The sequence below is a fragment of the Rhodanobacter sp. UC4451_H18 genome, assembly GCF_052978225.1.
On the sequence record NZ_CM129663.1, the window covers coordinates 501,560 to 527,041 of the forward strand.

Here is a 25,482-nt window from a genome sequence, read left to right on the forward strand (position 1 = left end):
GGCGGGCGGCACGGGGGTATCCCGCATCGCGCGGCGAGCAGTCGTCAGCGCCTGCCCGATTCGACGACAGGTTTGCCGCCTGCCATCTTGAAATCGAATACGTACCAGAGGCTGAAAGGTTTCTGCGTCACCTCATACGTGCCATCGCCCCACGGATGCCGCACCCACATCGGCGTGAACGTCCATTGCATGGCCGCCTGCTCGACTGCAGCCTCGAACAAGGCATGCGCCGGACCATCCGCAGTGCCGGGCTGCGGGTGCACGGTCTGGACGCGGCCGTTCTCGTCCATCACCAGCTGCACCACGACAGTGACCGGCGCAGCGCCCGGGCGAACCAGGGTGGGCGGGTACACCGGCGAGACCTGCTTGTCCAGCACGGGCTTCACCGCCGTATCCCCGGGTTGCAAGGTGTAATGCGGTGCGCTCGCAGGCGCCGCCATCTCCGCGTAACTGGTCCGGGGCTCCCCAACCGGCTTGCGTTCCTCTTGCGTACTGCAGCCGCAAACCACGGTGGCAACGAAGGTCCACAACACGAGCACCGGCCAGCTCGACGACACCTGCATGTCCAACCTCCATGATCGAATCAGAATGCGGTTGGGGCGACCCGTCGCCCGCGCGTCAAAATGACAGGGCACCTGCCCGTGTGCAATACGGGAAGGATCGAAGATACCGGCGCCCCACCCTTCGACTTCGGCCCCGCGGGCCTGCACTCAGGGAGAACAGCATGGGCCACCACACCCCCCGTTCGCACTGAGCGCGACTTGGGACAGCAAGCGGCGTCGAAGTGCACGCGCAATGCACCACCCTTGGCCCCCGGGCCTGCGCACTTGCGCTCAGGCAAAACGACACAAGGCGCCGGGCGGAGCCCGGATGGCACGGACTCAGCCCGCGCCGATCACCACCGGTTCCGGCTCCAGCCGCACGCCGAATTTCCCGTGCACGCCGTCCATCACCTGTTGCGCCAGCGCCCACAACTGCGGGCCATTGGCGTGGCCGTGGTTGACCAGCACCAGCGCGTGGCGGTTGGAGATGCCGGCGTCGCCTTCGCGTAGCCCCTTGAAGCCAGCGGCCTCGATCATCCACGCGGCGGAAATCTTGCGGCGACCGTCACGCTGCGGCCAGGCCGGCAGGTCGGAGTGCTCGCGCTGCAATGCTTCCGCCACGGAAGCATCGACGATCGGATTCTTGAAGAAGCTGCCGGCGTTGCCGATCACCGCGGGGTCAGGCAGCTTGCGCGTGCGCAGGCGTACCACCGCCTCGGCGACGTGGAACGGCGCAGGCTTGTCCACGCCCATCCGCGCCAGTTCCTCGTCGATGCCGGCGTAGTCGGTGCGCAACGGCCGGCTGCGCGGCAGCACGAAGCGCACCGCGGTGACGATGTAGCGGCCGGGCTCGTGCTTGAACAGCGAGTCGCGATAGGCGAACGCGCAGGTGGCGTGGTCCAGCGTCACCACGCGATGCTCGCGCAGGTCCCAGGCTTCGACGCTTTCGATGAACTCGGCCACCTCGCAGCCGTAGGCGCCGATGTTCTGGATCGGTGCGGCGCCGACGGTGCCGGGGATCAGGATCAGGTTCTCCAGCCCCGCGTAGCCCTGTCCCAGCGTCCAGCGCACGAAATCGTCCCAGCGCTCGCCCGCGGCCACCGCGATGCGCGCGCTGTCGCCGTCACTTTCAACTTGCACGCCGCGCGTCGACATCCGCAGCACGGTGCCGTGGAAATCGTCGGTGAACAGCACGTTGCTGCCCTCGCCGAGCACCAGCAGCCGCCCCTGGCGGATCGCCGGGAAGTCCAGCAGTTCGGGCAACTTTCCCGCATCGCGGATGTCGGCGAGCAGGTTCGCCCGGGCATCGACGCGCAAGGTGTTGAGCCGCGCCAGCGACGCGTTCTCGGTGAGCGTGTAGCCGCCCATGTCCACGCGCTCAGACGCCATCGACTGACGCCTCGCGCTGGCGGCGGATCTCGTTGACGCATTCGGCCACCAGGTGCGGGCCGCGATAGATCAGGCCCGAATAGAGCTGCACCAGCGAGGCGCCGGCGTCGAGCTTTTCCACCGCGTCGCTGCCGTCGAGGATGCCGCCAACGCCGATCAGCGGGATGCGCTCGCCCAGGCGCTGGCGCATGCCGGCCAGCACGGCGGTGGAACGCTCGAACAGCGGCTTGCCGGAGAGCCCTCCTGCCTCGCCGCCGCGCGGGTCGTCCGCCACCGTGGCGCGGTCGGTCGTGGTGTTGGTGCAGATCACGCCGTCGATGCCGGTACGCAGCAGCACCTCGGCCATCGCATCGAGCTCGACCCCGGATAGGTCCGGCGCGATCTTCAGCAGCATCGGCTTGCGCCGACCGTGCTGCGAGCCCAGCCGCTCCTGCGCGGCGCGCAGGAGCGAGATGAACTTGTACAGCGTGGCCTGTTCCTGCAGGTCGCGCAGGCCCTGGGTGTTGGGCGAGGAAATGTTCACCGTGACGTAGCTGGCCAGCTCATGCACCTTGGTCAGGCAGGCCAGGTAGTCGTTGACCGCCTTGTCGTTCGGCGTGTCCTTGTTCTTGCCGATGTTGATGCCGAGCACGCCGTGGTAGCTCGACTGCTGCACGTTGCGCACCAGCGCGTCGACACCGCCGTTGTTGAAGCCCATGCGGTTGATGATCGCCTCGTGTGCGGGCAGCCGGAACAGGCGCGGTTTCGCATTGCCAGGCTGCGGCAGCGGCGTGACCGTTCCCACCTCGATGAAGCCGAAACCCAGTGTGTTCAGCGCATCGAGATGCTCGGCGTTCTTGTCCAGCCCCGCGGCAAGGCCGACCGGATTGGGAAACTCGAGGCCGAACGCACGCACCGGCAGGTCGGCCGGCACGGTGGCGAGGCGATGGGCGAAACCGCTGCGCTGGGCCACGCCCAGCCCGTACAGGGTCAGCCGGTGGGCCGACTCCGCCTCGAGCGAGAACAGCAGCGGACGCAGGATGTCGTAGAGGGCCAAGTCGATAACGCCGGCAGTGGTGGAATGTCGCGCAGTTTAGCGTGCCGGACAGCGCGCCGAAGGCGGCCGGGTCACGCTCAGCCGGCCAGCAGCTGGCCGCCGTCCACCACCAGGGTCTGGCCGGTGATCCAGCCGGCCCATGGCGAGGCGAGGAACAAGGCCGCGTGCGCGACCTCTGCCGGCGTGCCGTAGCGACCGAACGGGATCTTCGCCAGCACCTCGGCGTAGCGCGTCGGATCATCCTTGCGGCATTGGTCCCACAGGCCACCGGGAAACTCGATCGACCCGGGCGCAATCGCGTTGACGCGGATGCGCCGGGGCGCCAGGGCCTGCGCCTGGGAGGTCGTGTAATGACTCAGCGCAGCCTTCATCGCCGCGTACGACGGGCCGCCCGGACGCGGCCGCAGCGCGGAGATCGAACTGGTGTGCAGGATGCACGGATGCGCCGACCCGGCCAGGTGCGGCAGCGCGGCCCGCGAGGCGCGCACGGCCGCCATCAGGTCCACGTTGAAGTTGGCCAGCCAGTCCTCGTCCTCGTCGCGGAAGCCGTAGCCGCTGGCGTTGTTGACCAGCACGTCGATGCCGCCCAGCGCGCTCGCCGCGTCGTCGACCCAGGCCTGGATGGCCGTCGCTTGCGCCAGGTCGACGGATTGCGCGTGCACGGTCACGTCGTGGGCGGCGATCTGCAGGCGCGTTTCCTCCAGTGCCGCCGCGCCGCGTGCGCAGATCGACACCGCGGCGCCGGCCTGGGCGAAACCCAGCGCGATGCTGCGGCCGATGCCGCGGCTGCCGCCGGCCACCAGCACGCGCCAGCCATGAAAATCGAACGGCGGCGGCGCACTCACCATCCGTGCCAGCCGCCGAGCGCGAAACCGAAGAACAGCACCGCGATCACCAAGGACACGAACAGCACCGACAGCAGCAGTTGCACGTAGCCAAGCACCAGCCCGGCAACCGCCATGCCGTCACCTTCGGGGCGGTGCTCCGGATGGCTGTTGCGGATCTCGCTGCGCGCGAGGTGTCCGCAGACGATGGCCACCACCGCGCCGAAGAACGGCAGCACGCACCAGGCCAGGATGCCGAACACCAGGCTCACCACCGCCAGCGTGCTGGTCGGGGCGGCGGCGCGATAGGACACGGGATCGTTCATCGGCTTGCTCGCGGAATGCGCCGGGTCGGCGTCGAGAGCATCGTAGCGTGATCGACCGCGGCCGGCGAACCGGCCGCGAGCCTGTTGCCCGTACTTACAGGTCGAACTTGATGCCCTGCGCCAGCGGCAGCGAATCGGAGTAGTTGATGGTGTTGGTCTGGCGGCGCATGTAGACCTTCCACGCGTCCGAGCCGGACTCGCGGCCACCGCCGGTTTCCTTCTCGCCGCCGAACGCGCCGCCGATTTCGGCGCCGGAGGTGCCGATGTTGACGTTGGCGATGCCGCAGTCCGAACCGGCCGCCGACAAATACTTCTCGGCCGACTTCAGGTTCTGCGTGAAGATCGCCGAGGACAGGCCCTGCGGCACGTCGTTCTGCGCTTCGATCGCCTCGTCGAGATGCTTGAACTTCATCACGTAGAGGATCGGCGCGAAGGTTTCGGTCTGCACGACTTCATCGGCGTTCTTCAGGCCGGTGATGATGGTCGGCAGCACGAAGTTGCCCTTGCGGTCGGTCAGCGCTGCGCCGCCGGTGGCCACCGTGCCGCCAGCCGCCTTCGCCTTCTCGATCGCGGCGAGATAACCCTGCACCGCGTCCTGGCTGTTCAACGGGCCCATCAGCGTGGTGGCCAGCGTCGGATCGCCGATCTTGCCCTCGACCTGCTTGTAGGCCTTGACCAGCGTGTCGAGCACGCTGTCGTGGATGGATTCATGCACGAACAGGCGGCGCGTGCTGGTGCAGCGCTGGCCGGCGGTGCCGACCGCGCCGAACACGATGCCCGGAATCGCCAGCTTCAGGTCGGCCGACTCGTCCAGGATGATCGCGTTGTTGCCGCCCAGCTCCAGCAGCGAGCGGCCCATGCGCTGCGCCACGCGCTCGCCGACCATGCGGCCGACCTTGGTCGAGCCGGTGAAGCTGATCAGCGGGATGCGCTTGTCGTCGACGAAGGCCTGCGCCAGGTCGCTGCCGGCGTCGTTGAACAGGAAGAACAGGTCGGGGTAGCCGCCGTTTTTCAGCGCCTCGTTGCAGATCCTGATCGCGGCGATCGCCGACAACGGCGTTTTCGGCGAGGGCTTCCAGATGCAGATGTCGCCGCAGGCGGCAGCCAGCATCGCGTTCCAGGCCCATACCGCGACCGGGAAGTTGAACGCGCTGATGATGCCGACGACGCCCAGCGGGTGGTACTGCTCGTACATGCGGTGGCCGGCGCGCTCCGAGTGCATGGTGTAGCCGTACAGCATGCGGCTCTGGCCGACCGCGAAGTCGGCGATGTCGATCATCTCCTGCACTTCGCCGTCGCCCTCGGGCTTGATCTTGCCCATCTCCAGCGCGACCAGCGAACCCAGCGCGTCCTTGTGCTTGCGCAGCGCCTCGCCGCACAGCCGCACGGCTTCGCCGCGCTGCGGCGCCGGCGTGGTGCGCCACACCTTGAACGCTTCCTGCGCGCGCTTGACGATGACCTCGTAGTCGGCAGCGCTGGAGGCATGCACCGTCGCAATCACCTCGCCGGTGGCCGGGTTCACCGGCTGCAGGGCACCGGCATCGGTGGTCTTCGACCACTCGCCCTGGCCGAGATAGGTACCCGAATGTTCGGTACCGATACCGAGCGACTTGAGGATGGCATGCGACATACGTGGCTCCTGGTCGTGCGGCGCCCGCTGGCGCCGTGGATGAAGTAGGCAATTGGCCATTCTAGCAGGGTGGCAGGAATGGCTTCTTCCCTGCGCGCTGGCGAGGGTCGGGCGGGTCGCTCTCGGCCCCGGTTTGCAGCGACCCTGCGCGCGCCCCCGCAATCTGCCTCTGCAAGCGGAAGGGAGGAGCAGAACCGCGCGATCCATGCGAAAATCGCCACCCCGCCCTCGTAGCTCAGTTGGATAGAGCGGTCCCCTCCTAAGGGACAGGTCGGACGTTCGAATCGTCTCGGGGGCACCAATCGCAGCGAACGCAAGGGTCGGCCATGTCGGCCCTTGTGCGTTTCAGGAACTGCACGACAGCATCGAGCAACCCGCCTTGTGCCGCGCCCAGTCCGGCCGCCTCGAAGCAAATGCCTCGTGGCCGGGCTGGTCATCGTACGGATGGCGCATCACGTCGAGCAGCTCGCGGATGCCGGAAGGATCGCCCGCGCTTGCCTGGTCGATCACCTGTTGCGCGAGGTAATTGCGCAGCACGTAGCGTGGATTGGCCGCCCGCATGCGCGCGCGGCGCACGTCGGCCGAAAGCGGATCGTCGATGAGCCGGGCGGCATAGCGCACCAGCCAGTCGGCAAGCGCCGGCTCGGTTTCGCGCCGTTTCGCCTCATCGTAGAAGGCATCGTCCATCGGCTGCAGGGTTGGCCTCGCCGGATCGATGTCGGCGAGTGCGCGGAACCACAGCGTCATGTCGATTTCGGCCGACGCCATCAGCGCATGAAGATCCTGCATCAGCGCCACATCCGCGTCACGGCACTCGGCCAGCCCGAGCTTGCGCGCGATGTTGACGCGATCCGCGGCGGCGTAGACCTCGGCGTAGCGGTCGAGCCCGGCCTGCAACGGCGCCACGTCGTCGAACAGCGGCGCCAACGCCGCGGCCAACCGGCTCAGGTTCCACCACGCCACGTTCGGCTGCTGGCCGTAGCGGTAGCGGCGGCGCTGCGCGTCGGTGGTGTTCGGCGTCCAGTCCGGGTCGAAGTTGTCGACCCAGCCGTAGGGGCCGTAGTCGATGGTGAGGCCGAGAATCGACATGTTGTCGGTGTTCATCACGCCATGCACGAAGCCCACCCGCATCCAGTGCGCGATCATCGTGGCCGTGCGTGCGCAGACCTGGGCGAACCACTCGGCATGCAGCGCCTCGCCCTGCCCCGACAGCTCCGGAAAGTCGCGCCTGATCGTGAAATCGACCAGCTGTCGCAACAGCGCGGCATCGCCGCGCGAGGTCGGCAGCTCGAAATTCCCGAAGCGGATGAACGAAGGCGCCGCACGGCAGACGATGGCGCCGGGTTCGGGCGCGGCGTGGTCGTCGTAGAACATGTCGCGCAGCACCGGCTCGCCGGTTTCGAGCAGGCACAGGGCGCGCGTGGTCGGCACGCCGAGGTGGTGCATCGCCTCGCTGCACAGGAACTCGCGCACCGACGAACGCAGCACCGCGCGACCGTCGGCGCCGCGCGAGTACGGCGTCTGGCCTGCTCCCTTCAACTGCAACTCCCAACGTTCGCCAGCGGCGCCGATCACCTCGCCCAGCGAAATTGCACGGCCATCGCCGAGCTGGCCGGCCCAGTTGCCGAACTGGTGGCCACCGTAATTGGCCGCCCACGGCTGCATGCCTCCGAGCAAGGCATTGCCGCCGAACACCCGTGCGAATTCGTCGCTGGCGACATCCGCCTCGCTGAAACCCAGTGACGCCGCCATCTCCACCGAATGCGCCAGCAATCGCGGCGCGGCCACCGGCGTCGGATCGACCCGCGAGTACAGCGCCCCCTCGACCTGGCGCAGCCGCGCACCTGCCTCCTGGTCCCCGGGCAGCTCGTGCACGAACGCGTTGTCGAAACGAAGCTTGAACATCGGCATACCCGACCGATTGTAGGTGAGCAGCCTGTCCACAAGGGACTTTCTTTGGTCGCGCGCGATACTTTATGCGTCACGTGACGAAGAGCATCGCGCACAGGGTCTGCCCCTACAAGCATGGCGCTACGGCGTCGGCATCGCGGACAGCTATAGTCGGCGCGCCCAGCCTGCGAGAAGCGCATGAACGACACACCCGCCGACCTCAACGCCGACGCCCTGCCCGAAGACGCGCCCTGCCTCGCCGCCACCACGCGCTGGATCGAGCGTGCAGTGGTCGGGCTGAACCTGTGCCCGTTTGCCCGCGCGCCCCACGCGCAGGGCAAGCTGCGGCTGCGGGTAAGCCACGCACGCGATACCGATGCGTTGCTCGACGACCTGTGCGGCGAACTGCAATCGTTGAACGCCCTGACGCCGGACGAATGCGAGACGGGCCTGCTGATCCATCCGTTCGTGCTCAATGACTTCCTCGACTACAACGATTTTCTCGACGTGGCCGATGCCGCGGTGCAGACGCTGGGGCTCGAAGGCGAATGGCAGGTGGCCGGCTTCCACCCGCAATACCGGTTCGCCGACAGCGCCGACGACGCGATCGAGAACTTCAGCAACCGCTCGCCCTTTCCCACCCTGCACCTGCTGCGCGAAGCGAGCGTGGAACGCGCGATGGAACAGATGAGCGACACCGACGCGATCTACCGGCGCAACATCGACACACTGCGGCGGCTGGGTGTCGAGGGTTGGCAGGAGCTGTGGCGCGGCGAAACCGGCTGAACTTGCGCCACCACACGGCGTTCATGCCCGCCGTGCCATGCTGGCGCGTGAAAAACATTCCCGACCCTTATAGCGACCCTTACAGCGAAAGCATCGACCCCGGCGTGCAATGCACGACCTGCGAAGCCGTGTGCTGTCGTCTCACCGTGGTATTGATGCCCGAAGACCACGTGCCCGCCTGGCTGGTCGATCACGACGCACACGGCATGGAAATCCTGGCCAAGGGCGAAGACGGCTGGTGTGCCGCGGTGGACCCGAACACCTCCCGCTGCACCATCTACGAAGACCGCCCCGCGATTTGCCGCAAGTACGCCATGGGCAGCCCGAGCTGCCGCGACGAGCGCCACAAATGGTTCGGCAACGTCATCCCCACGGCGGTGCACGTGTTGTAGGGCGGACCCCGCCCGCCATCGGATTGCAAGACAGCCGGCGGGCCTACGCGAAAATCAGCGCGACCTCGGCGGCATCGAGGGCGCGCCATTCGCCGGACGGCAGATCCCCCAAGGCGAGTCCACCGACTGAAATCCGCTGCAGCGTTTCCACGTGGTTGCCTGCCGCAGCGAACATCCGGCGAACCTGGTGATAGCGGCCCTCAGTGACGGTCAGGCGGGCATGCCGCGGCCCCAGCACATCGAGTGTCGCCGGTGCCAGCGGTTCCTTCTCCGATTCCAGCAGCAGCGTGCCGCTGGCGAACAGCGCGCCCTCGTCGCCGCGCAGATCCTGTGCGAGGGTGGCCTCGTACACCTTGGCCACCTGCGCCTTCGGCGAAATGATCCGGTGCAGCAGCGGGCCGTCGTCGGTGAACAGCAGCAAACCGGAGGTGTCGCGGTCCAGTCGCCCCACGGTGGACAGCGCGGGCGTACGCACGCTGTAGCGCGGCGGCAGCAGGTCGTAGACGATGCGGCCCGGGTCCTTGCGCGAGCAGGTGACACCGAGCGGCTTGTTCAACATCAGCACCAGGCCAGGCGGCGGGTCCAGCGGCTCGTCGTCGACGCGGACGGTTTCCAGCGGCACCACGTCGTCGGCGTAGAGCACCTCGCCATCGGCGTCGGTGATGCGACCGCTGCGGAACAGCCGGGTCACGTCCTTGCGACTGCCGTAGCCGAGGTTGGCGATCAGCTTGACCAGTTTCATGCGTGTACTCCGGTGGCCTCGATCACCTTGAATCCTTCCTGCGTCGCCAGCGTGCGCACGGTCTCGAAGCGCTGGCCCAGGTGCGCCTCGTACGGCAGGTGCCGATTCGCCACCAGCAGCAGGCAACCATCCGGTCGCAGCGCATCCGCTGCACTGGTGATGAAGGCGCGGCCCAGCTCCGGCAGGTCCGCGCGGCCCTGGTGGAACGGCGGATTGCTGACGATGGCATCGTAGCGTTCGGGCAAGCCGCGGGTCACGTCGTGCCAGTGCACGTTCACCGCCAGCTCGCGACCAGCATCGCGTTGTGCCCGCGCAAGGTTGACGCGCGCCGGCTCCAGCGCGCGCGCCTCGGCCTCGTACAGGTCGATCGCCGAGACCCGCGGGCAACGCGCGATCAGCTGGCAGGCGAGGTAACCGTAACCGGCGCCGAGGTCCGCCACCCGACCGTGCAGCTCCACCGGCAGGTGTTCGGCCAGCAGCGCCGAGGCGCGGTCGACGCGGTCCCAGGCGAACAGCCCCGGCCGGCTGACGCAGCCGCCGGCAATCTCGCGTGGTGCATCCAGTGCCAGCCATGGCTCCAGCAACGCCTGGTCGATGGCAGCGTCGTCCCGCGTGGCCCAGAACACGCGGCATTTGTGCTTGGACAATTGCTGCACGGGGCCGGCGAGCCTCTGCAGATCCGCCTCACCGGATTTCGCACCCTCGGCATTGGCCATTGCCGCCAGCACGGTGCCGCCCGGTGCGGTGTGCTGCAGCGCCCGGGCGAACAGCGCGCGCGCCTCGTCGCGCTGGCGCGGCGGCAGCACCAGCACCAGCGCGAAACGTTCGTCGGCCGCCGGTTCGCCGACGTGCAGGCCCTGTCGCGCCAGCTCCTCCGCGAACGGCAGGAAACCCTGCTCGCACAACCAGCCCGGCTGCGCCAGCTCGCGCAGGCGCACATTGGCGCGCGCACGCAAGAACAGCACCCGGCCATCCGCGGGCAAACTCAACCGCGCCGTCTCGAACGGCACGAACAACGCCGCCAGCGCTGCGCTGGGGGTCGCGAATACTCCCGCCATGCTCACTCGATGTCCTGACCCGGGAAACAGGCGCGCAGTGTATCGCGGCGCCTTTGCGCGCCTGTCGCCTGCACGGTGCTCAAGGCCGTGCGGCGGTACCCGGTGACGCCGGCAATTCGTCCAGCATCTGTTGCGCCAACGGGCCGTAGCCTTCGTCGAAATGATGGCCACCCTGCTTGGCGTGCACGGTGACCCACGTCGGCAGACCGGGCTGGTCGCACAGACTGTCGGCCGCGTCGTCCAGGCCGTAGTAGCACACCACTGGCGGCTGGTCGTGCAACGCCCGCAGCGGCGGCAGCGGGTCGTGATGATCGATCGGGTTGATCCACTGCAACGCGTCCTTGAGGCGCTCCTTGAACCAGCCCTGTTCGATCATGTAACCCTGCAGCTCGATCTCGAAGGTCACGTCGCGGCTGGGCGAGAGCAGCACCATCTGGGTGATCCGCGCACGGTTCTCGGCGCCGAGCTGGTCGGTGATGGTGGGCAGCACGTCGGCGCCGAACGAAAAGCCGATCAGCCAGATCCGCCGCTTGCCCCACGCATCGAGCTGCTTCGTCATCAACGCATCCAGTTCGCGCGCAGTCTGCCGCGGGTCGTGCCCGCGCCAGTAGTACTTGAACGAGTTGATGCCGAGCACCGGCACGCCGCGGTCGATCAAGGCGATGCCCAGGCGCCGGTCCACGTCGGCCCAGCCGCCATCGCCGGAGACGATCACCGCCATCACGTCGTCCTTCCCCGCCGGCGGTGCGACGGCATGCGCGGCCACCGGCCAGACCACGGCCGCATCGGCCAGGCTGACCGACGACCAGGGCCGCCACGCCAGCAAGGCGCCAAGCACACCAAGCACCAGCACACCGGCCAGCCAGGTCTTCCATCGTCTCATCGGCGCACGACTCCTCCCAATCCGCCGGCGATCAGGCTGGCCACGTTGGCCAGGATCATCGGCAAGGCGATGCCGCGGGGTACCGCCATGTAGCGCGGCTCCCACTGCGGGTCGAACTTCTGCTTGTAGCGTTGCAGGCCGCGGAAGTTGTAGAAGCGCTCGCCGCGGCCGAACACCATCGCGCCGAACCGGTTCCACCATGGCGCATGCCGCCGGCTGTGCAGCCCGGCCAGCGGCGCCATGCCGAGGTTGAACCAGCGGTAGCCCTCGGCGCGCGCCCACAGCATCAGCTCCACGAACAGGTAGTCCATGATGCCGGCCGGGGCGTCCGGGCGATGGCGCATCAGATCGACCGATGCCTCTTCACGGGTGTCGCTGAGCAGCAGGTTGGCGAATGCCACCAGCTCATCGCCCTGCCACACCAGCGCCATCGGCGTGCGCGCCAGGTAGTGCGGGTCGAAGGCACCGAGCGAGAAGCGCTTTTCGCGCACGTGCTTGTCGCGCAGCCAGGCGTCCGACACCGGCCGCAGCTTCGGCAGCAGGCCGGCCACCGCGTCGGCCGGCACGATCTCCAGGCGCAGGCCGTCGCGCTGCAGCCTGTTGACCGTGTTGCGCAGCACCTTCTTCGACTTGCCGTCGAGGTTGAAGGCATCCAGTCGCACCCGCGCCTCTTCGCCGATCTTCAGCAGGTTCAGGCCCACCTCCAGGTACAGGTCTAGGTTGGCCGGGCTGACCTGGTAGAACACCGGCCAGCCACCCGCTCGCTCGCACTGTTCGAGGAAGGTCCACACCAGCTCGCGCCGTGCGGCCTCGTCGGTGCCCACCGGATCGCCCATCGCGACCCAACTGCGTCCGATCGTGTCGAACATCACGAAGGCCTTGTGCTCGTCGTCGAACAGCAAGGTCTTGTCGCCCATCAGGGCCAGGTGTGCCTGCGCCGAGGGAAACTGCTTGATCAGCGGCAGCGCCTGCGCCAACTCGGCCTCGCCGGGTCGTTCGCGCTGCAGTTTCTGCGGACGGATCAGGCTGGCCGCCGCGAACAGCATGCCGGTGACGGCCGCGGCCACCAGCGCGCGCAGCGCGCGCGGCGCGCCGCCGTGTTGCAGGCTGAACTGCCACCACAGGTCGGCGCTGTAGTCGACGTGCTTGTAGCTGAACACCACCAGCCACGCCGCGCAGCCCAGCGTCGCCACGATCGCCACGATCCAGCCCACGCCGAAGCTGGTGCTGAACAGCGACGCGCGCCGATGGAACAACCGGTGGGCCGGCGCCAGTGCCAGCGCCAGCAAGGTCATCAGCGCGGCCTCCTCGTAGTCGATGCCCTTGAGCAGCGAGAACACCGCGCCAGCCAGCAGCAACACCAGGGTCAGCCAGTAGGCGGCATCCAGCCGTCGTTGCAGGCCGCGCGCCAGGATCAGCAGCAGCATGCCGATCACGCTGGCCAGCAGGTGCGAAACCTCCAGCACCGACAGCGGCAACAGCTCGCCGAGGATCGCCATGCGCACCGGCAGCGCGCGGGTCGCGCCGGAGAACAGCAGCACCGCCCCGCAGACCAGGGTCAGGCCGGCGAAGAACGAAGGCAGCAAGCCGGTGAACCATGGTGCCAGCACGGCCTTGCGGCGCCAGCCCTGCGCCTCGCGCTGCAGTACCAGCACGGCGGCGGCGCACAGTGGCAGCAGGTAATAGATCACCCGGTACGCGGCCAGCGCACCGAGGATCGGTGCCGTCAGCTGCGCGTTGCCGGTGGCGCCGAAGCCGGCCAGCATCACCGCCTCGAACACGCCCAGCCCGCCGGGCACGTGGCTCACCAGGCCGACGATCTGGGCGATCACGAAAATCGCCAGGAAGTGCCCGAAGCCGTTGTTCAACGCATCCGGCATCAGCACGTAAAGCACCGCGGCAGCGAGGCCCCAGTCGCAGGCGCCGACCAGGATCTGTTTCAACGCGGTGCCCACCGAAGGCAGCGTCACGCGCCAGCGCCAGATGCGCAGCGGGCGATGGATCAATCCGCCAGCCAGCCACGCCAGCGGCAGTGCGACCAGCACCGCGCCCAACGGCTGGCTCAGACCGGCCAGCGGCAGCTCCGGCGGCAGCGGCACCCACAACAAGGTGGTGCCGGTGAGCGCCAGCAGGCCGAGCCAGAAGCTGCTGGTGCAGAACAGCACCACGCGGGCGATCTCGCCGTTGCCCAGCCCGTTCTGCACGTAGAAGCGATAGCGGATCGAACCGGACACCAGCAGCGACATGCCCAGGGCGTTGCTGAAGGCGTAGCTGATGAAGGAAATCAGGCCGACCCGCCGCCACGGCAGCCGACGTCCGATCGCGGCCAGCGCCAGGCGGTCGTACATCGTCATCACCGCGTAGCCGGCCAGGGTAAACAGCACCGCCAGGCCCAGGCGTTCGTGCGACAGGCCCTGTACGTACTGGCGCACCTGGTGGTAATTCACCTCGCGCGCCAGCAGATGCAGGGCGAACAGCGCCAGGCACAGCATGCCCACCGAGAACAGCGGGCCGGCGATGTGGCGCAACCACGCGACCCTCTGGCTGGGGCCATCGGGAATCCCGTCCGCGCGCGGCGCCCGTTCGACTTGTTCCTGCACCACGCGGCTCGCATCCCCCCGGAAAGGCCGCCAGTTTAGGGCCAGTCGCGTGGCAGCCGCTGAACGGCAGCCACGCGGCAAGGCGACCTCAGCCGCCCTGCCCCATCCGCGCGATCCAGCGGTACATCACCACGATCGTCGCGGTGAAGGCGAGGCCGCCGATCCAGATCGCCGGGGTCGCGAAACTTTCGCCCACCACGGCCAGCGGCGACTGGTTGCCGGACAGCGCCACCGCTGCCGCCACGATCACGCCGAGCAGGCTCTCGCCCACGATCAGGCCCGACGCCAGCAGCACGCCCAACTGCTTGGTCGGCTCCGCCTTGGGGCCGCGCTCGGCACGCTTGTCGAACCAGGCGCCGACCATCGCGCCGACCACCACCATCAGCGTGGTCGAGGTGGGCAGGTAGATGCCCAGGCCCACCGCCAGCGGCGGCAGGCGCATCGACTTGCTGGTCTTGCCCAGCACCTCGTCGACCACGATCAGCACCGCGCCGATGCCGCCACCGATAGCGATCAGGCTCCAGTCGATGTTGCCGGTGATCACGCCCTGCGCCAGCGCCGAGATCAGCCCGGCCTGCGGCGCCGGCAACGCGCGCGCGGGGTCCACGCCCGGCGCGCCGAGGAAACCGTAGGCCTGGTTGAGCAGGTCCAGCACCGGCGGAATCACCAGCGCGCCGGCGATCACGCCGATCACCAGCGCCCATTGCTGCAGCGAGGGCGTGGCGTCCACCAGCTGCCCGGTCTTGAGATCCTGCAGGTTGTTGTTGGCGATGGAGGCCACCGCGAACACGATCGAGGTGATGAACAGCGCGAAGGCCACCAGCGCCTTGCCGGCCTCCTCCGGCACCAGCGACTTCACCCCCAGCACCAGCAGCAGCGCGGCGATGATCACCACCAGGATGCCCACGCCCGACAGCGGGCTGTTGGACGAGCCGATCAGGCCAGCCATGTAGCCGCATACCGCGGAAACCAGGAAGCTCATGATGATCACGAACACCACGCCGCCGATCACCAGCAGCGCCATGTGCTCGCCCAGCCCGCTGATGTTGGCGAAGTGGCCCAGCAGCCACGCCACCGGGATCAGGCACAGCAGGGTGATGATGCCGACCTGGCCGATCGGCATGTCGTGTTCGGTGCGCGGCAGCGAATGCAGCGTGCCCGCCTTGCGCGCGCTGGAGGCGCGCATCGCGCCGGCCAGGCCGCCGATCACCGGCTTGACCAGCTTGGCCAGCGTCCAGATCGCCGCCACGCCGATGGTGCCGGCGCCCACGAAACGCACGTAGTGGCTCCAGGTGGCCTGGGCCGCTTCCGCCGCCGCGCCGCCCTCCGGGTGCAGCAGCAGGAAGTGCGGCACCGCCCAGCCCCAGCCGATGATCGCGCCCAGCAGCATCGCCACGCCCACCCACAGGCCCACCAGGTGTCCCACCGCGAACAGCGCGAAGGAGAGACCGAAGTCGAAACCGCTAGCCGCACCCCGATCACCGATGCGGAAATAGCTGGACACCGCGGCGGCGAAGATCTTGGTCTGCACGACCACGTAGAACGCCGCCGAGACGATCGAGCCCACCACCACCGCCTTCAGCCCGGCACCGCCGGACTCCACCGACTCGGCGGCCTCCGGCGAATCGCCCGAGCCCACCTTGAGCACCTCGGCGCAGGCCACGCCTTCCGGATACGGCAAGGCGGAATCGGTGACCAGCGCGCGGCGCAGCGGGATGGTGTACATCACGCCGAGGATGCCGCCGGTGGCGCAGATGCCGAAGCTCATCCAGAACGGGAAGCCGTTCCAGTAGCCCAGGATCACCAGGCCCGGCAGGACGAAGATGATCGCCGACAGCGTGCCCGCAGCCGAGGCCACCGTCTGCACGATGTTGTTCTCCTGCACGGTGGAGTTCTTCAACGCGCGCAGGATCGCCATGGAAATCACCGCGGCGGGGATCGAGGTGGCGAAGGTGAGTCCGGCCTTGAGGCCGAAGAACACGTTCGCAGCGGTGAACACCACGGTGATCACGATGCCGATGATGACGCCACGAAGGGTGAGCTCGCGGCGCGATGGGCTGGACAAGACTGGCTGGGTCACTTCGTGCTCTCCCCCGATGAAAACTGCCGCGCACGATAGCGCGGAACCGTCGCCCGGCGATACGCCGGCCTTCGTCAGCCAGGCAGCCGCGCGCGCTCCAGCGCGGCCACATGCTGCTCCAGTCGCGGCCCGAGATAGCAATGCGATCCGCACGGCAACAGGCCCACGCGGCCGAACTCGCGCAAGTACCAGGCGGGAGCGCGCGCGATGAAACCCTGGCGGTCGCCCGCCACGTCGTCGCGGCTGGTGAACACTTCCAGAAAGGCCACGCCATCGAGCATCTCGCCGATACCATGCAGCCCGGCACGGATCTCGGCTGGCTTGAGGTAGTGCAGCACGTCGCTGCACACGATCAGGTCGAAGCGGGTGTCGAAGCGCAGCTGTTCGAGCTGGCCGAAGCGCGCCAGGCCGATCCGGCGGCTGCGGCCGTAACGCGCCACCACGTACTCGCTGGCATCCAGCCCGCGATACTCCACGCCTGGTCGCAGCGCGCGCAGCGGCGCCCGCCACGTGGCTTCGCCGCAACCCACGTCCAGCACGTTGCGGATCGTGCGGCCCAGGTAGTACTCGGTTTGCGCCACCGCCATCGCCACCTTGCGCCGCAACTCGGCCGGGGAGCCGACCGCGTGGCGCGGGTCGCGATACCACTTGTCGAAATAGCTGCGGTCGTAGGTCTTGGGCATGGCTTCCCGGCGCGGGCCGGAGTGGCTGGCGGATGAACGCCCATGGTAGCGCGCGGCACGGCATCACTTTTCGCATGCGTTTCGCTTGCGATGCTCGCCCCGCCCCCGACCACCCGGAGCCAACACCATGCCCATGATCCGTTTTCGCCTGATCGGCAGTCGCGCCGACGCCGACACCCTCATCATCGGCCTGCACGGCATCGACGGCGTCGAGCACATCGAGGAAATCGACGACCCCGCGCTGGGCATCCGCGACGACTCCAGCTCGCTGGGTTCGGCCGGCGACAGCGACGCACATGCCTATCTCATCGAAGTGGGCGCGGCCAGCGACAGCCTGGCCGACGACGTGCGCATGAACGCCGAGATACTGGCCAGCGAATGCAGCGCCGGCATCGAGTTCGTGGATGATTTCTGAAAGCCGCGACGACGCCGGTTACCCCGGCGCGCCGGGGCTACGGGACGCGACGGTAGCTGCCCTGCATGACCTTCTCCCAGCTTGTACCGCCGTCGAACGAACTTTCCAGCACCAGGGTGAACTCGTCGTTGCCCAGCCAGTGGTACACATGTCGTGTCTGCCCGCGCGACGAACTGCGCACGAACACCAGCCGATCGCCGTCGCGATATCCGGGCGCAGGTTCTGCGGGAGTGAAGCCGTAGCTGTCGAACCAGTGCAGCGCGAAGTCGCCGGGACTGGCACCGTCGGCGAATACCGCGTGCGCCTGCAGCGCGGGTTGGCCGTCCCGCGTTTCGCGGTAATCCATCAGCAGCACCCTGCCGCCGAGGGCCAACCGCCCGCTGATCTGCGCGAGCGCCGGGCCGCCCTCGCCCCAGCGGGTCGTGGCGATGGTTTCTTCGCCATCCCATGCGCCATCGAAACGGGCCAGCAGGTCGTCCATCACGATGCACCCCGGGTTGTGCCGCGCACCAGCAGGTGCTTGGCCATGGCGCCGTGCAAGCGGCCGATTCCGCGTACCAGGTGCAGGGTGGCGAACAGCAACCCTGCGCCGAACAGGAACATCGCCAGCACCTCGGCCCAGCCAGGTACGTGCGGGCCGGAACCCCAGTCCAGCAGGATCGTGTGATCCACGTACAGGCCCTGCAACCAGTCGTGGCCAAACAGCATCAGCACCGGCAGTCCAAGCAGGCCCAGCGCGACGGCCAGCAAGACGGCGGTGAGGATGAAGTACACGATGCCCAGCGGCAACATCAGCACCATGTAGAACAGCGTGGTCCAGGTGCGCGGGTCGGTAAACATGGCGCCGATCCGCCCCAGCAGCGGCACGCCGCGTTGCGGGTACGGTGGCCGCCGCGGCATGCGCACGCCCAGCAGCGCTTCCACGATGCGCCCTTCGAGCAGCGAGAGCCCCCGCATGCTGCCGATGAACAGCACTATGAACGGCAGGCCGATGATCAGCACGGACAGGCCCGCCGACAGCGCGATGCCACCCACGGCCAGCGTGAAATAGGCGATGCCCGTGGCCGACCCCAGCAGGATGTAGAACAGCGCACCCCAGGTATGCAGGTCGGTCGCCACGCCGAAGAAGCGCCCGGCCAGCGAGCGACGCGGCGGTGCTGGCGGCGGGCGGATCGCCCGCTGCACCTTGATCTCCTGGTCGCGGTAGATCTCGGCCACCTCGTCCGGTGCGCCGTAGCTCTGCACCACTTGTTCGAGCATCGTCGCGTCCGGGGCGTTCGTAAAGCTCTGCGCGCAGGTGTTCCTCGGCGTCGTAGAGCGCATCCTGGATCAGCGCAGGGTCGGCCCCGCGCAGCGCGGCGCGCAGCTGATCGAGATATTGGGCAATCGTGCGTGGCGCGTTCATGAAACCCCTCCTTGCAAGACGTTGTCGACCGAATCGCGGGTGGCGATCCACGCGGCGGTCCAGTCGCGCAGCGCGTCGCGCCCGGGCCGGGTGATGCGGTAATAGCGTCGCGGCGGTCCGCTGATCGAAGGCTCGACCTCGCTGGCCAGCAATCCCGACGCCTCGAGATTGCGCAGCACCGGATACAGCGCGCTCTGCTTGCCGGCGAGCACGCCCTCGCCCACCGCCTCCAGCCGCTTGGCGATCTGGTAGCCGTACATCGGCTGGCGCGACTGCGCCAGCACGGCCAGCAGGACCAGCGCCACCGTGCCGGTGGACAGCTCCTTCTGGAACTTCTTCAGTTGACTGCCGTCATCCATCGCACTCACCCGCACTGTCACCTGTTACGGTATTCATTCTAGTGTGCAGTTATGACTAGTGAATATGCCTGAAGTCATGCGCCTGCCGGCGACGCGGACGCTCTGCTAAGTTGCGGGTCTCGCCGTTGCAAACCTTGAGGGGATAGCCATGCATGCACGTCGTCAATTCGCGGCCCTGACGCTGCTGGCCAGCCTGGTCGCCGTGCCGGCGCTCGCCGCCACGGATACCCAGGCGCCCACGCCGAGCCGCGCCGAGCTGTTGGCCAAGTCCACCGCGGCCGAATGGCGCACGCCCGACCCGCACAACCTGCTGGTGATGCAGCTGCCGACCGGGCGCGTGCTGATCGAGCTGGCGCCGGACTTCACCCCGCTGCATGCGGCGAACATCCGCACCATGGCGCGCCAGCACTATTACGACGGCCTGGCGATCGTGCGGGTGCAGGACAACTTCGTCACGCAATGGGGCGACCCGGCGGGCGACAACAACGATCCCGCCAGCAAGCCGCGCTCGCTGGGCAAGGCGCACGCCACGCTGCCGCCGGAATACACGCGGCCGATCGACCCGAGGCTGGAATGGACCCCGCTGCCCGACGGCGACGTCTATGCACCCGAGGTCGGTTTCAGTGAAGGCTTCCCCGCCGCGCGCGACCCGGCCAGCGGCGAGCAGTGGCTGACCCATTGCTACGGCATGGTCGGCGTGGGACGCGACATCGGCCAGGAAACCGGCAGCGGCAGCGAGCTGTACGTGGTGATCGGCCAGTCCCCGCGCCGGCTCGACCGCAACCTGGCGATCGCCGGCCGCGTGCTGGAAGGCATGCCGCTGCTGTCCGCCCTGCCGCGTGGTACCGGCCCGATGGGCTTCTACGACAAGCCCGCGCAACGCACGCCGATCGAATCCGTGCGACTGGCCTCCGAACTGCCGCCGGCGCAGCGCCCGGCCGTGCAGGTGCTGCGCACGGACAGCGCCACCTTCGCCGCCCTGCTCGACGCCCAGCGCCACCGGCATGACGATTTCTACAAGGTGTCGTCCGGCAAGGTCGGCCTGTGCAGCGTCGACATCCCCGTGCGTGAGCCGAAAGCAGCGCATTGACGCAGGGCGGCCCTGCCCGCCTGCTCTTCAACGCACCCAGACCAGGAGCGGCGGGCACTGCCCGCCCTGCGGGGACCCACCGTCACGCGATGCCGTGCAGTCCGCACTCGCGCTTGAGGCCGAAGAAGCGGGTTTCCTCCGGGTCCATGCCGGGCTCCCAGCGACGGCTGGTGTGGTGGTCGCCGATCGAGACGTAGCCCTGCTCCCACAGCGGGTGGTACGGCAGGCGATGGCGGCTGAGATAGTGGCCGACGTCGCGGTCGCTCCAGTCGGCCAGCGGGTGCAGTTTCCAGCGGCCGTGGCGGAGTTCGAGAAAATCGATCGCGGCGCGGCTGCGCGATTGCTGCCGGCGCAGTCCGGCGATCCAGCTGCCGGCATGCAGTTCATCGAGCGCGCGCTGCATCGGCTCGATCTTGCGAACGCGGTTGTACTGGTCGATGCCACTCACTCCCTGGCGCCACAACTGGCCGTGCCGCGCCTCCATCCGCGCGGGGCTGAGCGGCGACTGGTAGACCTTGAGATTGAGCCCGAGCCGCGCCGTCAGTTGGTCGACGAAATGGTAGGTCTCGGGGAACAGGTAACCGGTATCGATCAGGATCACCGGGATGTCCGGACGCTGGCGGCTGACCAGATGCAGCGACACGGCGGCCTGCGCCCCGAAACTGGACGACAGCACGTGTTCTCCGGGCAGGTGCTCCAGCGCCCACGCCACCCGCTGCGCAGCGCTGCGCTTGGCCAGCATGGCGTTGATCCCCGCAAGCGCCTGCGCGTCGGGGGCAGTGTCCACCGGTAGCGGTTTCACGCGAGCACCGTGGCGGCGATGCGCCGCGCAGGTGGTGGCTGCAGAACAGCCGCGCGCAGCAGGAAATCACCGAAGCCCTCGCCCGCCTCGCGCTCGGCGGCATAGCGCGCGAACAGCGGGTCGAGTGCAGCGAGGATGGCCGCTTCGTCGACGTTCTCGCGCCAGACCTGGTTCAGGCGTTGGCCGCGGAAATCCGCGCCCAGGCGCAGGTCGTAACGCCCCGGGCCGCGACCGACCAGGGCGATCTCGCCCAGGTACGGACGCGAGCAGCCGTTGGGGCAACCGGACAGGCGCAGCAGGATCGGCGTGTCGAGCAGGCCGTGCCGGTCCAGCAAGGCTTCCAGTTTCGGCAGCAGCGTCGGCAGGTAGCGCTCGCTCTCGGCCATCGCCAGGCCGCAGGTGGGCAGCGCCACGCAGGCGATCGCGTGCTGGCGGATCGCGCTGTGCCTTTTGTAGCCGTCCATGCCGTGGCGGGCCACCAGGGCGTCGATCGCGGCGCGATCGGCGGCCGCCACGTTGGCGATGATCAGGTTCTGGTTGCAGGTGAGCCGGATGTCGCCGGTGTGCACGCCGGCCAGTTCGCGCATGCCGCTGAGCCAGGTGTGCGCTCCGCGGTCGAGCAGGCGGCCGGACTCCACCTGCAAGGTCAGGTGCCAGCGCCCGGCATGGCCTTCGACCCAACCGTAGCGATCGCCGTTATTGTCGAAACGGAACGCGCGCGCCGGCTCCAGCGCGAAGCCCAACCGTCGCTCGATCTCGGCCTTGACCGCACCGAGCCCAAGCGTGTCGATGGTGTACTTCAGCCGTGCATGCTTGCGCTCCTCGCGATCGCCCCAGTCGCGCTGCACGGCGATGACGGTTTCGGCCAGCGCGATGAGTTGCGACGGCCGCACGAAGCCGATCACGTCGGCCAGCCGCGGATAGGTGGCCGGGTCGCCATGGGTGGCGCCCATGCCGCCGCCGATGCCCACGTTGAATCCAAGCAACTCGCCGTGTTCGACGATGGCGATCAGGGCCAGGTCCTGGGCGAACACGTCGATGTCGTTCTGCGGTGGGATCGCCAGCCCGATCTTGAACTTGCGCGGCAGATAGGTGGCGCCGTACAGCGGTTCGCTTTCGTTGGCGGCTTCCTCGCCCACCAGCTTTTCGCCATCGAGCCAGAACTCGTGGTAGGCGCGCGTCTTCGGCTTGAGGTGCTCGGACAAGCGCACCGCCCACGCGTACGCCGCCTCGTGCGCCGGCGATTCGACCGGGTTGGTGTTGCACACCACGTTGCGGTTGACGTCGCCGCAGGCGGCGATGGTGCTGGCCATGGCCGCGTTGATCGCGGCGATGGCGGGCTTCAGGTCGCGCTTGATGATGCCGTGCCACTGGAAAGTCTGCCGCGTGGTGATGCGCAGTCCGCTGGAGGCGTAGTCGCCGGCGATCCGGTCGAAGGCGAGCCACTGCGCCGGGGTCATCACGCCGCCAGGCAGGCGCGCGCGCACCATGAAGGCATACGCCGGTTCCAGCTTCTGGCGGCGGCGCTCGTCGCGGATGTCGCGATCGTCCTGCATGTAGCTGCCGTGGAACTTCAGCAGCTTGGTGTCGCTCTCGGCGATCGCGCCGGTGAGGGCATCGGCCAGCCCCTCGGCGATGGTGCCGCGCAAGAGGCGGCTTTCGATCTTGATCTTTTCCAGGTGGGAAGGCATGGGGATTCAAGCCAGTTCGCGTTCGGGTTGCATGCTTATTTGTTCGTCATTCCCGTGAAGGCGGGAATGACGACGCGGTTCAATCAATAGACATCGCGGGCGTAACGCCCCTGCTGCAGAAGATCGGCCAACCAGGCCCGCGCGCCCTCGGCGGACAACCCGCCGTGGGTGGCGACGATCTCCAGCAGGGCTTCGTGCACGTCCCGGGCCATGTGCGCGGAATCGCCGCAGACATACAGATGCGCGCCTTCGCGCAGCCATGCGTACAGTTCGCGACCGTTCTCGCGCAGGCGCTGCTGCACGTAGACCTTGTGCGAGCCCCTCGCAACACCCCGCACATCCCTGAGCGCACTCTCTGAACGAGCCACGCCGTCGCGCGAGAAGGCCAGGTCGAGGCGGCTCAGGCTGCCGCGGCGCAAGGCGTCCTGCCACTCGAGCTGGTAGAGGAAGTCGCGGGCGAAGTGGCGGTTGCCGAAGAACAGCCAGTTGCGGCCGCTGGCGGCAGTCGCCTCGCGCTCCTGCACGAAGGCGCGGAACGGGGCGACGCCGGTACCGGGGCCGATCATGATCACGTCGCGGCTGCCGTCGGCCGGCAGGCGGAAGCGTTCGTTCGGTTCGATGAATACCGGCACTGTCGCGTCATCGCCCGCGCCGGCAAGGAAGCTCGATGCCGCGCCGTAATGCGTGCTGCCATGCGCAGCGTATTCCACCACCGCCACGGTCAGGTGCACCTCGTCCGGCCCCACCGCTTTCGGGCTGGACGCAATCGAATACAGCCGTGGCGTCAGCGGGCGCAGTGCGGCGACCAGTTCGGCGGCGTCCCACGCGGCGGGAAACTCGCGCAGGAGATCGATCGGCTGGTGGCTTTCCAGCAAGGCGGCGAACTCGGCGCGCTGCTCCGGAGCCAGCAGGCGCTGCAGACCTGCATGCCTCGTGGCTGCGGCCTGCGCCGCGACCAACGGACGGGTCAGTCGGGTGATTTCGCGCTCCTCGGCCAGCCAGCGCGCCAGCGGCAGGTGCTTGCCGCCATGTTCGACTTCCGCAGCGCCATCCAGCCGCAACGTCGTCAGCCACTGCTCGACCAGCGCCGGCGGATTGCGCGGCCACACGCCGACCGCATCACCGGCTTCGTAACGCAGGCCCGAACCTTCCAGCGACAGTTCGACATGCCGCACGTCGCGCTCGCTGTCGCGCGAGACGATGCGCTGGTTCTCCAGCACGGCGGCGGCGAACGGTTGCTCGCGCGAGTATGTCGCCACCGTGCGCACCGCGTGCAGTGCCGCGCCCTGACGCGGAGCCGTCGCGGGCACGTCGAGCGTCTCGCGGGCTGCGGCGAGGGCGCGTTCGGACCAGCCTGCCGCCGCCGCCTCGAAATCCACGTCGGCCTCGCCCAGCTCGGCAAAGCGCTGCCCACCCAGCTCGGCCAGCCGCGCATCCAGCGCCTGGCTGACCGCGCAGTACTTCGGGTAACTCGAATCACCCAGGCCCAGCACGGCGAACTTCAGTTGCGGCAACTTCGGTGCGCGCTTGCCGGCGATGAACTCGACGAAACCCACCGCATCGTCCGGCGGATCGCCGTCACCCTGGCTGCTGATCACCACGCTCAGGAAGCGCTCCTGCGCCAGCTCGCGCAGCGGGTAGGCGCCGGCGCGCAACAAGCGCACCGGCAGACCGGCGGCCTCGGCGCGAGTCGCCAGTTGCTCGGCCACACGGCGGGAGTTGCCGGTCTGGCTGCCATAGACGATGGTCAACCGCCGGCCCGCGTCCGCCGGTTGCTCGCCCATGCCCGGCAAGCTGGCCGCAACCGCGCCGCCAGCGGCGGCCGCGGCGCTGTACGCCGCGATCCAGTACAGGTCGGCCGGTGCCAGGCCGTGGGTCAAGCGGGCCAGCAGCGCCAGCCGCTCCGGATCGAGCGTAGGTGCAGGCGGCAGCGATTTCAGCGCAGCGTTCACGGTCATTCCTTCTGGACGTCTTTACGTCCATATGACAATGGTAGGTTTCGGTTCGAACTCGGGGAAAGCATCTGTCGGCATGTCGTTATGTCCGCTGCTCATTTCCTGCGCGCGGCCGGGCGCGCCGTATACTGCGCATCCACCCGATGTGGTTGCCGACGCGCTTGAGCGAACTGCTTGCATTCATGGTCGTGGGCGCCCTCGCCCAGCTGGTCGACGGCGCGCTGGGCATGGCCTTCGGGGTCACCGCGTCCGGCCTGCTGCTGGCGCTGGGCGTGCCGCCGGTGGCCGCCAGCGCCAGCGTGCATTACGCGGAGGCCTTCACCTGCGGTGCTTCCGGCCTCAGCCACCTGCTGGCCGGCAACGTGCGCCGCGCGCTGTTCCTGGCACTGGTGATCCCCGGCGTGTTGGGGGCGCTGATCGGCGTGTGGATCGCCGTGCACGTACCGCCTTCCTGGCTGCGCGCCTTGCTGGCGCCCTACCTGCTGGGCATGGGCGGCTTCCTGCTGCTGCGCTGCCGACGAGCGGCCGGCGCACGCATGGACGTCCCGCGCGGCACCGGCATCACCGGCGGCATTGCCGGCCTGGTCGACGCCATCGGCGGCGGCGGCTGGAGCGCAATCACCGTCACCACGCTGCTGGCGCGCGGCCTGCAGCCGCGAGCGGTGATCGGCAGCGTGCACCTGGCCAAGTGCGTGGTCAGCGTGGCCGCCAGCTTCAGTTTCCTGCTCACCATCGGCGTCAGCCATGCGGCCGCGGTGGTCGGGCTGATCATCGGCGGCGCCCTGGCCGCGCCGTTCGGCGCCGTGTTCGTGCGACGCGTGCCGGCGCGCGTCGCCACCGCGCTGGCCGGGTTGGCAGTGCTGGCGCTGGGCCTCAACAACACCGTGCGCCTGTTCACCTGAGC

At 68.5% G+C, this 25,482-nt stretch carries 23 protein-coding genes, 1 tRNA gene and 1 pseudogene; 6 read left to right on the plus strand and 19 right to left on the minus strand.

All coding sequences use genetic code 11. From position 1 onward, the window contains the following. Positions 1-44: 44 nt before the first annotated feature. From ACVCMG_RS02505 to amaB, 6 genes are all read right to left on the minus strand, one after another. Positions 45-563, minus strand: a complete 519-nt coding sequence (locus ACVCMG_RS02505; RefSeq protein WP_447114805.1) for an energy transducer TonB — start codon at positions 561-563, stop codon at positions 45-47. Between the two features lie 318 nt (positions 564-881). Continuing rightward, positions 882-1,910 (minus strand): UDP-N-acetylmuramate dehydrogenase, encoded by a 1,029-nt coding sequence (murB, locus tag ACVCMG_RS02510; protein WP_447107206.1) that lies wholly within the window; start codon positions 1,908-1,910, stop codon positions 882-884. Between the two features lie 10 nt (positions 1,911-1,920). Then, entirely contained in the window at positions 1,921-2,967 is a 1,047-nt protein-coding gene (locus ACVCMG_RS02515; RefSeq protein WP_447098962.1) for a quinone-dependent dihydroorotate dehydrogenase, read from the minus strand. 77 nt (positions 2,968-3,044) lie between these two features. Then, entirely contained in the window at positions 3,045-3,815 is a 771-nt protein-coding gene (locus ACVCMG_RS02520; protein WP_395118377.1) for an SDR family NAD(P)-dependent oxidoreductase, read from the minus strand. After that, a complete protein-coding gene (locus ACVCMG_RS02525; RefSeq protein ID WP_395118375.1) occupies positions 3,809-4,117 on the minus strand; it encodes a DUF4190 domain-containing protein in 309 nt (102 codons plus the stop codon). Before ACVCMG_RS02525 ends, ACVCMG_RS02520 begins: the two co-directional genes overlap by 7 nt. 94 nt (positions 4,118-4,211) lie before the next feature. Further along, positions 4,212-5,747 carry an L-piperidine-6-carboxylate dehydrogenase gene (gene amaB, locus ACVCMG_RS02530; protein ID WP_447114806.1) on the minus strand — a complete coding sequence of 512 codons (1,536 nt, stop codon included), beginning with the start codon at positions 5,745-5,747 and terminating at the stop codon, positions 4,212-4,214. Between the two features lie 224 nt (positions 5,748-5,971). Between amaB and ACVCMG_RS02535 the strand changes: the two genes are divergently transcribed. Continuing rightward, positions 5,972-6,048: transfer RNA gene (locus ACVCMG_RS02535), tRNA-Arg, on the plus strand. A gap of 44 nt (positions 6,049-6,092) precedes the next feature. On the opposite strand, the gene ACVCMG_RS02540 is transcribed toward ACVCMG_RS02535, so the two are convergent. After that, a complete protein-coding gene (locus ACVCMG_RS02540) occupies positions 6,093-7,652 on the minus strand; it encodes a protein adenylyltransferase SelO (protein ID WP_447114807.1) in 1,560 nt (519 codons plus the stop codon). Positions 7,653-7,835: 183 nt separating this feature from the next. Here ACVCMG_RS02540 and ACVCMG_RS02545 point away from each other — a divergent pair, with 183 nt between their 5' ends. Together ACVCMG_RS02545 and ACVCMG_RS02550 are read left to right on the plus strand one after the other, a co-directional pair. Further along, on the plus strand, positions 7,836-8,423 hold the full coding sequence (locus ACVCMG_RS02545; protein ID WP_447106091.1) for a DUF1415 domain-containing protein: 588 nt from the start codon (positions 7,836-7,838) through the stop codon (positions 8,421-8,423). Positions 8,424-8,470: 47 nt separating this feature from the next. After that, positions 8,471-8,815: a YkgJ family cysteine cluster protein gene (locus ACVCMG_RS02550; RefSeq protein WP_447114808.1), complete on the plus strand. Its 345-nt coding sequence runs from the start codon at positions 8,471-8,473 to the stop codon at positions 8,813-8,815. 43 nt (positions 8,816-8,858) lie between these two features. Here the strand turns inward: ACVCMG_RS02550 and ACVCMG_RS02555 are convergent, their stop codons facing one another. The 6 genes from ACVCMG_RS02555 to ACVCMG_RS02580 form a co-directional block, all read right to left on the minus strand. Further along, the gene (locus ACVCMG_RS02555) at positions 8,859-9,557 is read right to left on the minus strand and encodes a pseudouridine synthase (protein ID WP_447106090.1); all 699 of its coding nucleotides are present in this window, start codon (positions 9,555-9,557) and stop codon (positions 8,859-8,861) included. After that, entirely contained in the window at positions 9,554-10,615 is a 1,062-nt protein-coding gene (locus tag ACVCMG_RS02560) for a class I SAM-dependent methyltransferase (protein WP_447114809.1), read from the minus strand. Before ACVCMG_RS02560 ends, ACVCMG_RS02555 begins: the two co-directional genes overlap by 4 nt. Before the next feature lie 79 nt (positions 10,616-10,694). After that, on the minus strand, positions 10,695-11,498 hold the full coding sequence (locus ACVCMG_RS02565; RefSeq protein ID WP_447114810.1) for an AcvB/VirJ family lysyl-phosphatidylglycerol hydrolase: 804 nt from the start codon (positions 11,496-11,498) through the stop codon (positions 10,695-10,697). Beyond that, entirely contained in the window at positions 11,495-14,101 is a 2,607-nt protein-coding gene (mprF, locus tag ACVCMG_RS02570) for a bifunctional lysylphosphatidylglycerol flippase/synthetase MprF (protein ID WP_447106087.1), read from the minus strand. Before mprF ends, ACVCMG_RS02565 begins: the two co-directional genes overlap by 4 nt. A gap of 85 nt (positions 14,102-14,186) precedes the next feature. Further along, complete coding sequence (locus tag ACVCMG_RS02575; protein ID WP_447114811.1) at positions 14,187-16,178, minus strand: OPT family oligopeptide transporter; 1,992 nt, start codon at positions 16,176-16,178, stop codon at positions 14,187-14,189. 74 nt (positions 16,179-16,252) lie between these two features. Continuing rightward, entirely contained in the window at positions 16,253-16,861 is a 609-nt protein-coding gene (locus tag ACVCMG_RS02580) for a class I SAM-dependent DNA methyltransferase (protein ID WP_395118356.1), read from the minus strand. 127 nt (positions 16,862-16,988) lie between these two features. Between ACVCMG_RS02580 and ACVCMG_RS02585 the strand changes: the two genes are divergently transcribed. After that, the gene (locus ACVCMG_RS02585; protein ID WP_395118354.1) at positions 16,989-17,276 is read left to right on the plus strand and encodes a hypothetical protein; all 288 of its coding nucleotides are present in this window, start codon (positions 16,989-16,991) and stop codon (positions 17,274-17,276) included. A gap of 37 nt (positions 17,277-17,313) precedes the next feature. Here ACVCMG_RS02585 and ACVCMG_RS02590 read toward each other — a convergent pair whose 3' ends face one another. From ACVCMG_RS02590 to ACVCMG_RS02600, 3 genes and pseudogenes are all read right to left on the minus strand, one after another. After that, complete coding sequence (locus ACVCMG_RS02590; RefSeq protein WP_395118352.1) at positions 17,314-17,757, minus strand: DUF1579 family protein; 444 nt, start codon at positions 17,755-17,757, stop codon at positions 17,314-17,316. Further along, a pseudogene (locus ACVCMG_RS02595) lies at positions 17,757-18,681 on the minus strand (sensor domain-containing protein). Before ACVCMG_RS02595 ends, ACVCMG_RS02590 begins: the two are co-directional and overlap by 1 nt. Next, positions 18,678-19,040, minus strand: a complete 363-nt coding sequence (locus ACVCMG_RS02600; RefSeq protein WP_395118348.1) for a PadR family transcriptional regulator — start codon at positions 19,038-19,040, stop codon at positions 18,678-18,680. Before ACVCMG_RS02600 ends, ACVCMG_RS02595 begins: the two are co-directional and overlap by 4 nt. Before the next feature lie 148 nt (positions 19,041-19,188). Between ACVCMG_RS02600 and ACVCMG_RS02605 the strand changes: the two genes are divergently transcribed. After that, positions 19,189-20,130, plus strand: a complete 942-nt coding sequence (locus ACVCMG_RS02605) for a peptidylprolyl isomerase (protein WP_447114812.1) — start codon at positions 19,189-19,191, stop codon at positions 20,128-20,130. A gap of 82 nt (positions 20,131-20,212) precedes the next feature. On the opposite strand, the gene ACVCMG_RS02610 is transcribed toward ACVCMG_RS02605, so the two are convergent. The 3 genes from ACVCMG_RS02610 to ACVCMG_RS02620 all read right to left on the minus strand — a co-directional run bounded on the left by ACVCMG_RS02610 (position 20,213) and on the right by ACVCMG_RS02620 (position 24,575). Next, positions 20,213-20,872: a phosphoadenylyl-sulfate reductase gene (locus tag ACVCMG_RS02610; protein WP_447107204.1), complete on the minus strand. Its 660-nt coding sequence runs from the start codon at positions 20,870-20,872 to the stop codon at positions 20,213-20,215. Between the two features lie 56 nt (positions 20,873-20,928). Then, on the minus strand, positions 20,929-22,623 hold the full coding sequence (gene cysI / locus ACVCMG_RS02615) for an assimilatory sulfite reductase (NADPH) hemoprotein subunit (protein WP_447114813.1): 1,695 nt from the start codon (positions 22,621-22,623) through the stop codon (positions 20,929-20,931). Between the two features lie 83 nt (positions 22,624-22,706). Further along, positions 22,707-24,575: an assimilatory sulfite reductase (NADPH) flavoprotein subunit gene (locus tag ACVCMG_RS02620; RefSeq protein WP_447114814.1), complete on the minus strand. Its 1,869-nt coding sequence runs from the start codon at positions 24,573-24,575 to the stop codon at positions 22,707-22,709. Between the two features lie 164 nt (positions 24,576-24,739). Here ACVCMG_RS02620 and ACVCMG_RS02625 point away from each other — a divergent pair, with 164 nt between their 5' ends. After that, on the plus strand, positions 24,740-25,480 hold the full coding sequence (locus ACVCMG_RS02625; RefSeq protein WP_395118340.1) for a sulfite exporter TauE/SafE family protein: 741 nt from the start codon (positions 24,740-24,742) through the stop codon (positions 25,478-25,480). Positions 25,481-25,482: the final 2 nt, after the last annotated feature.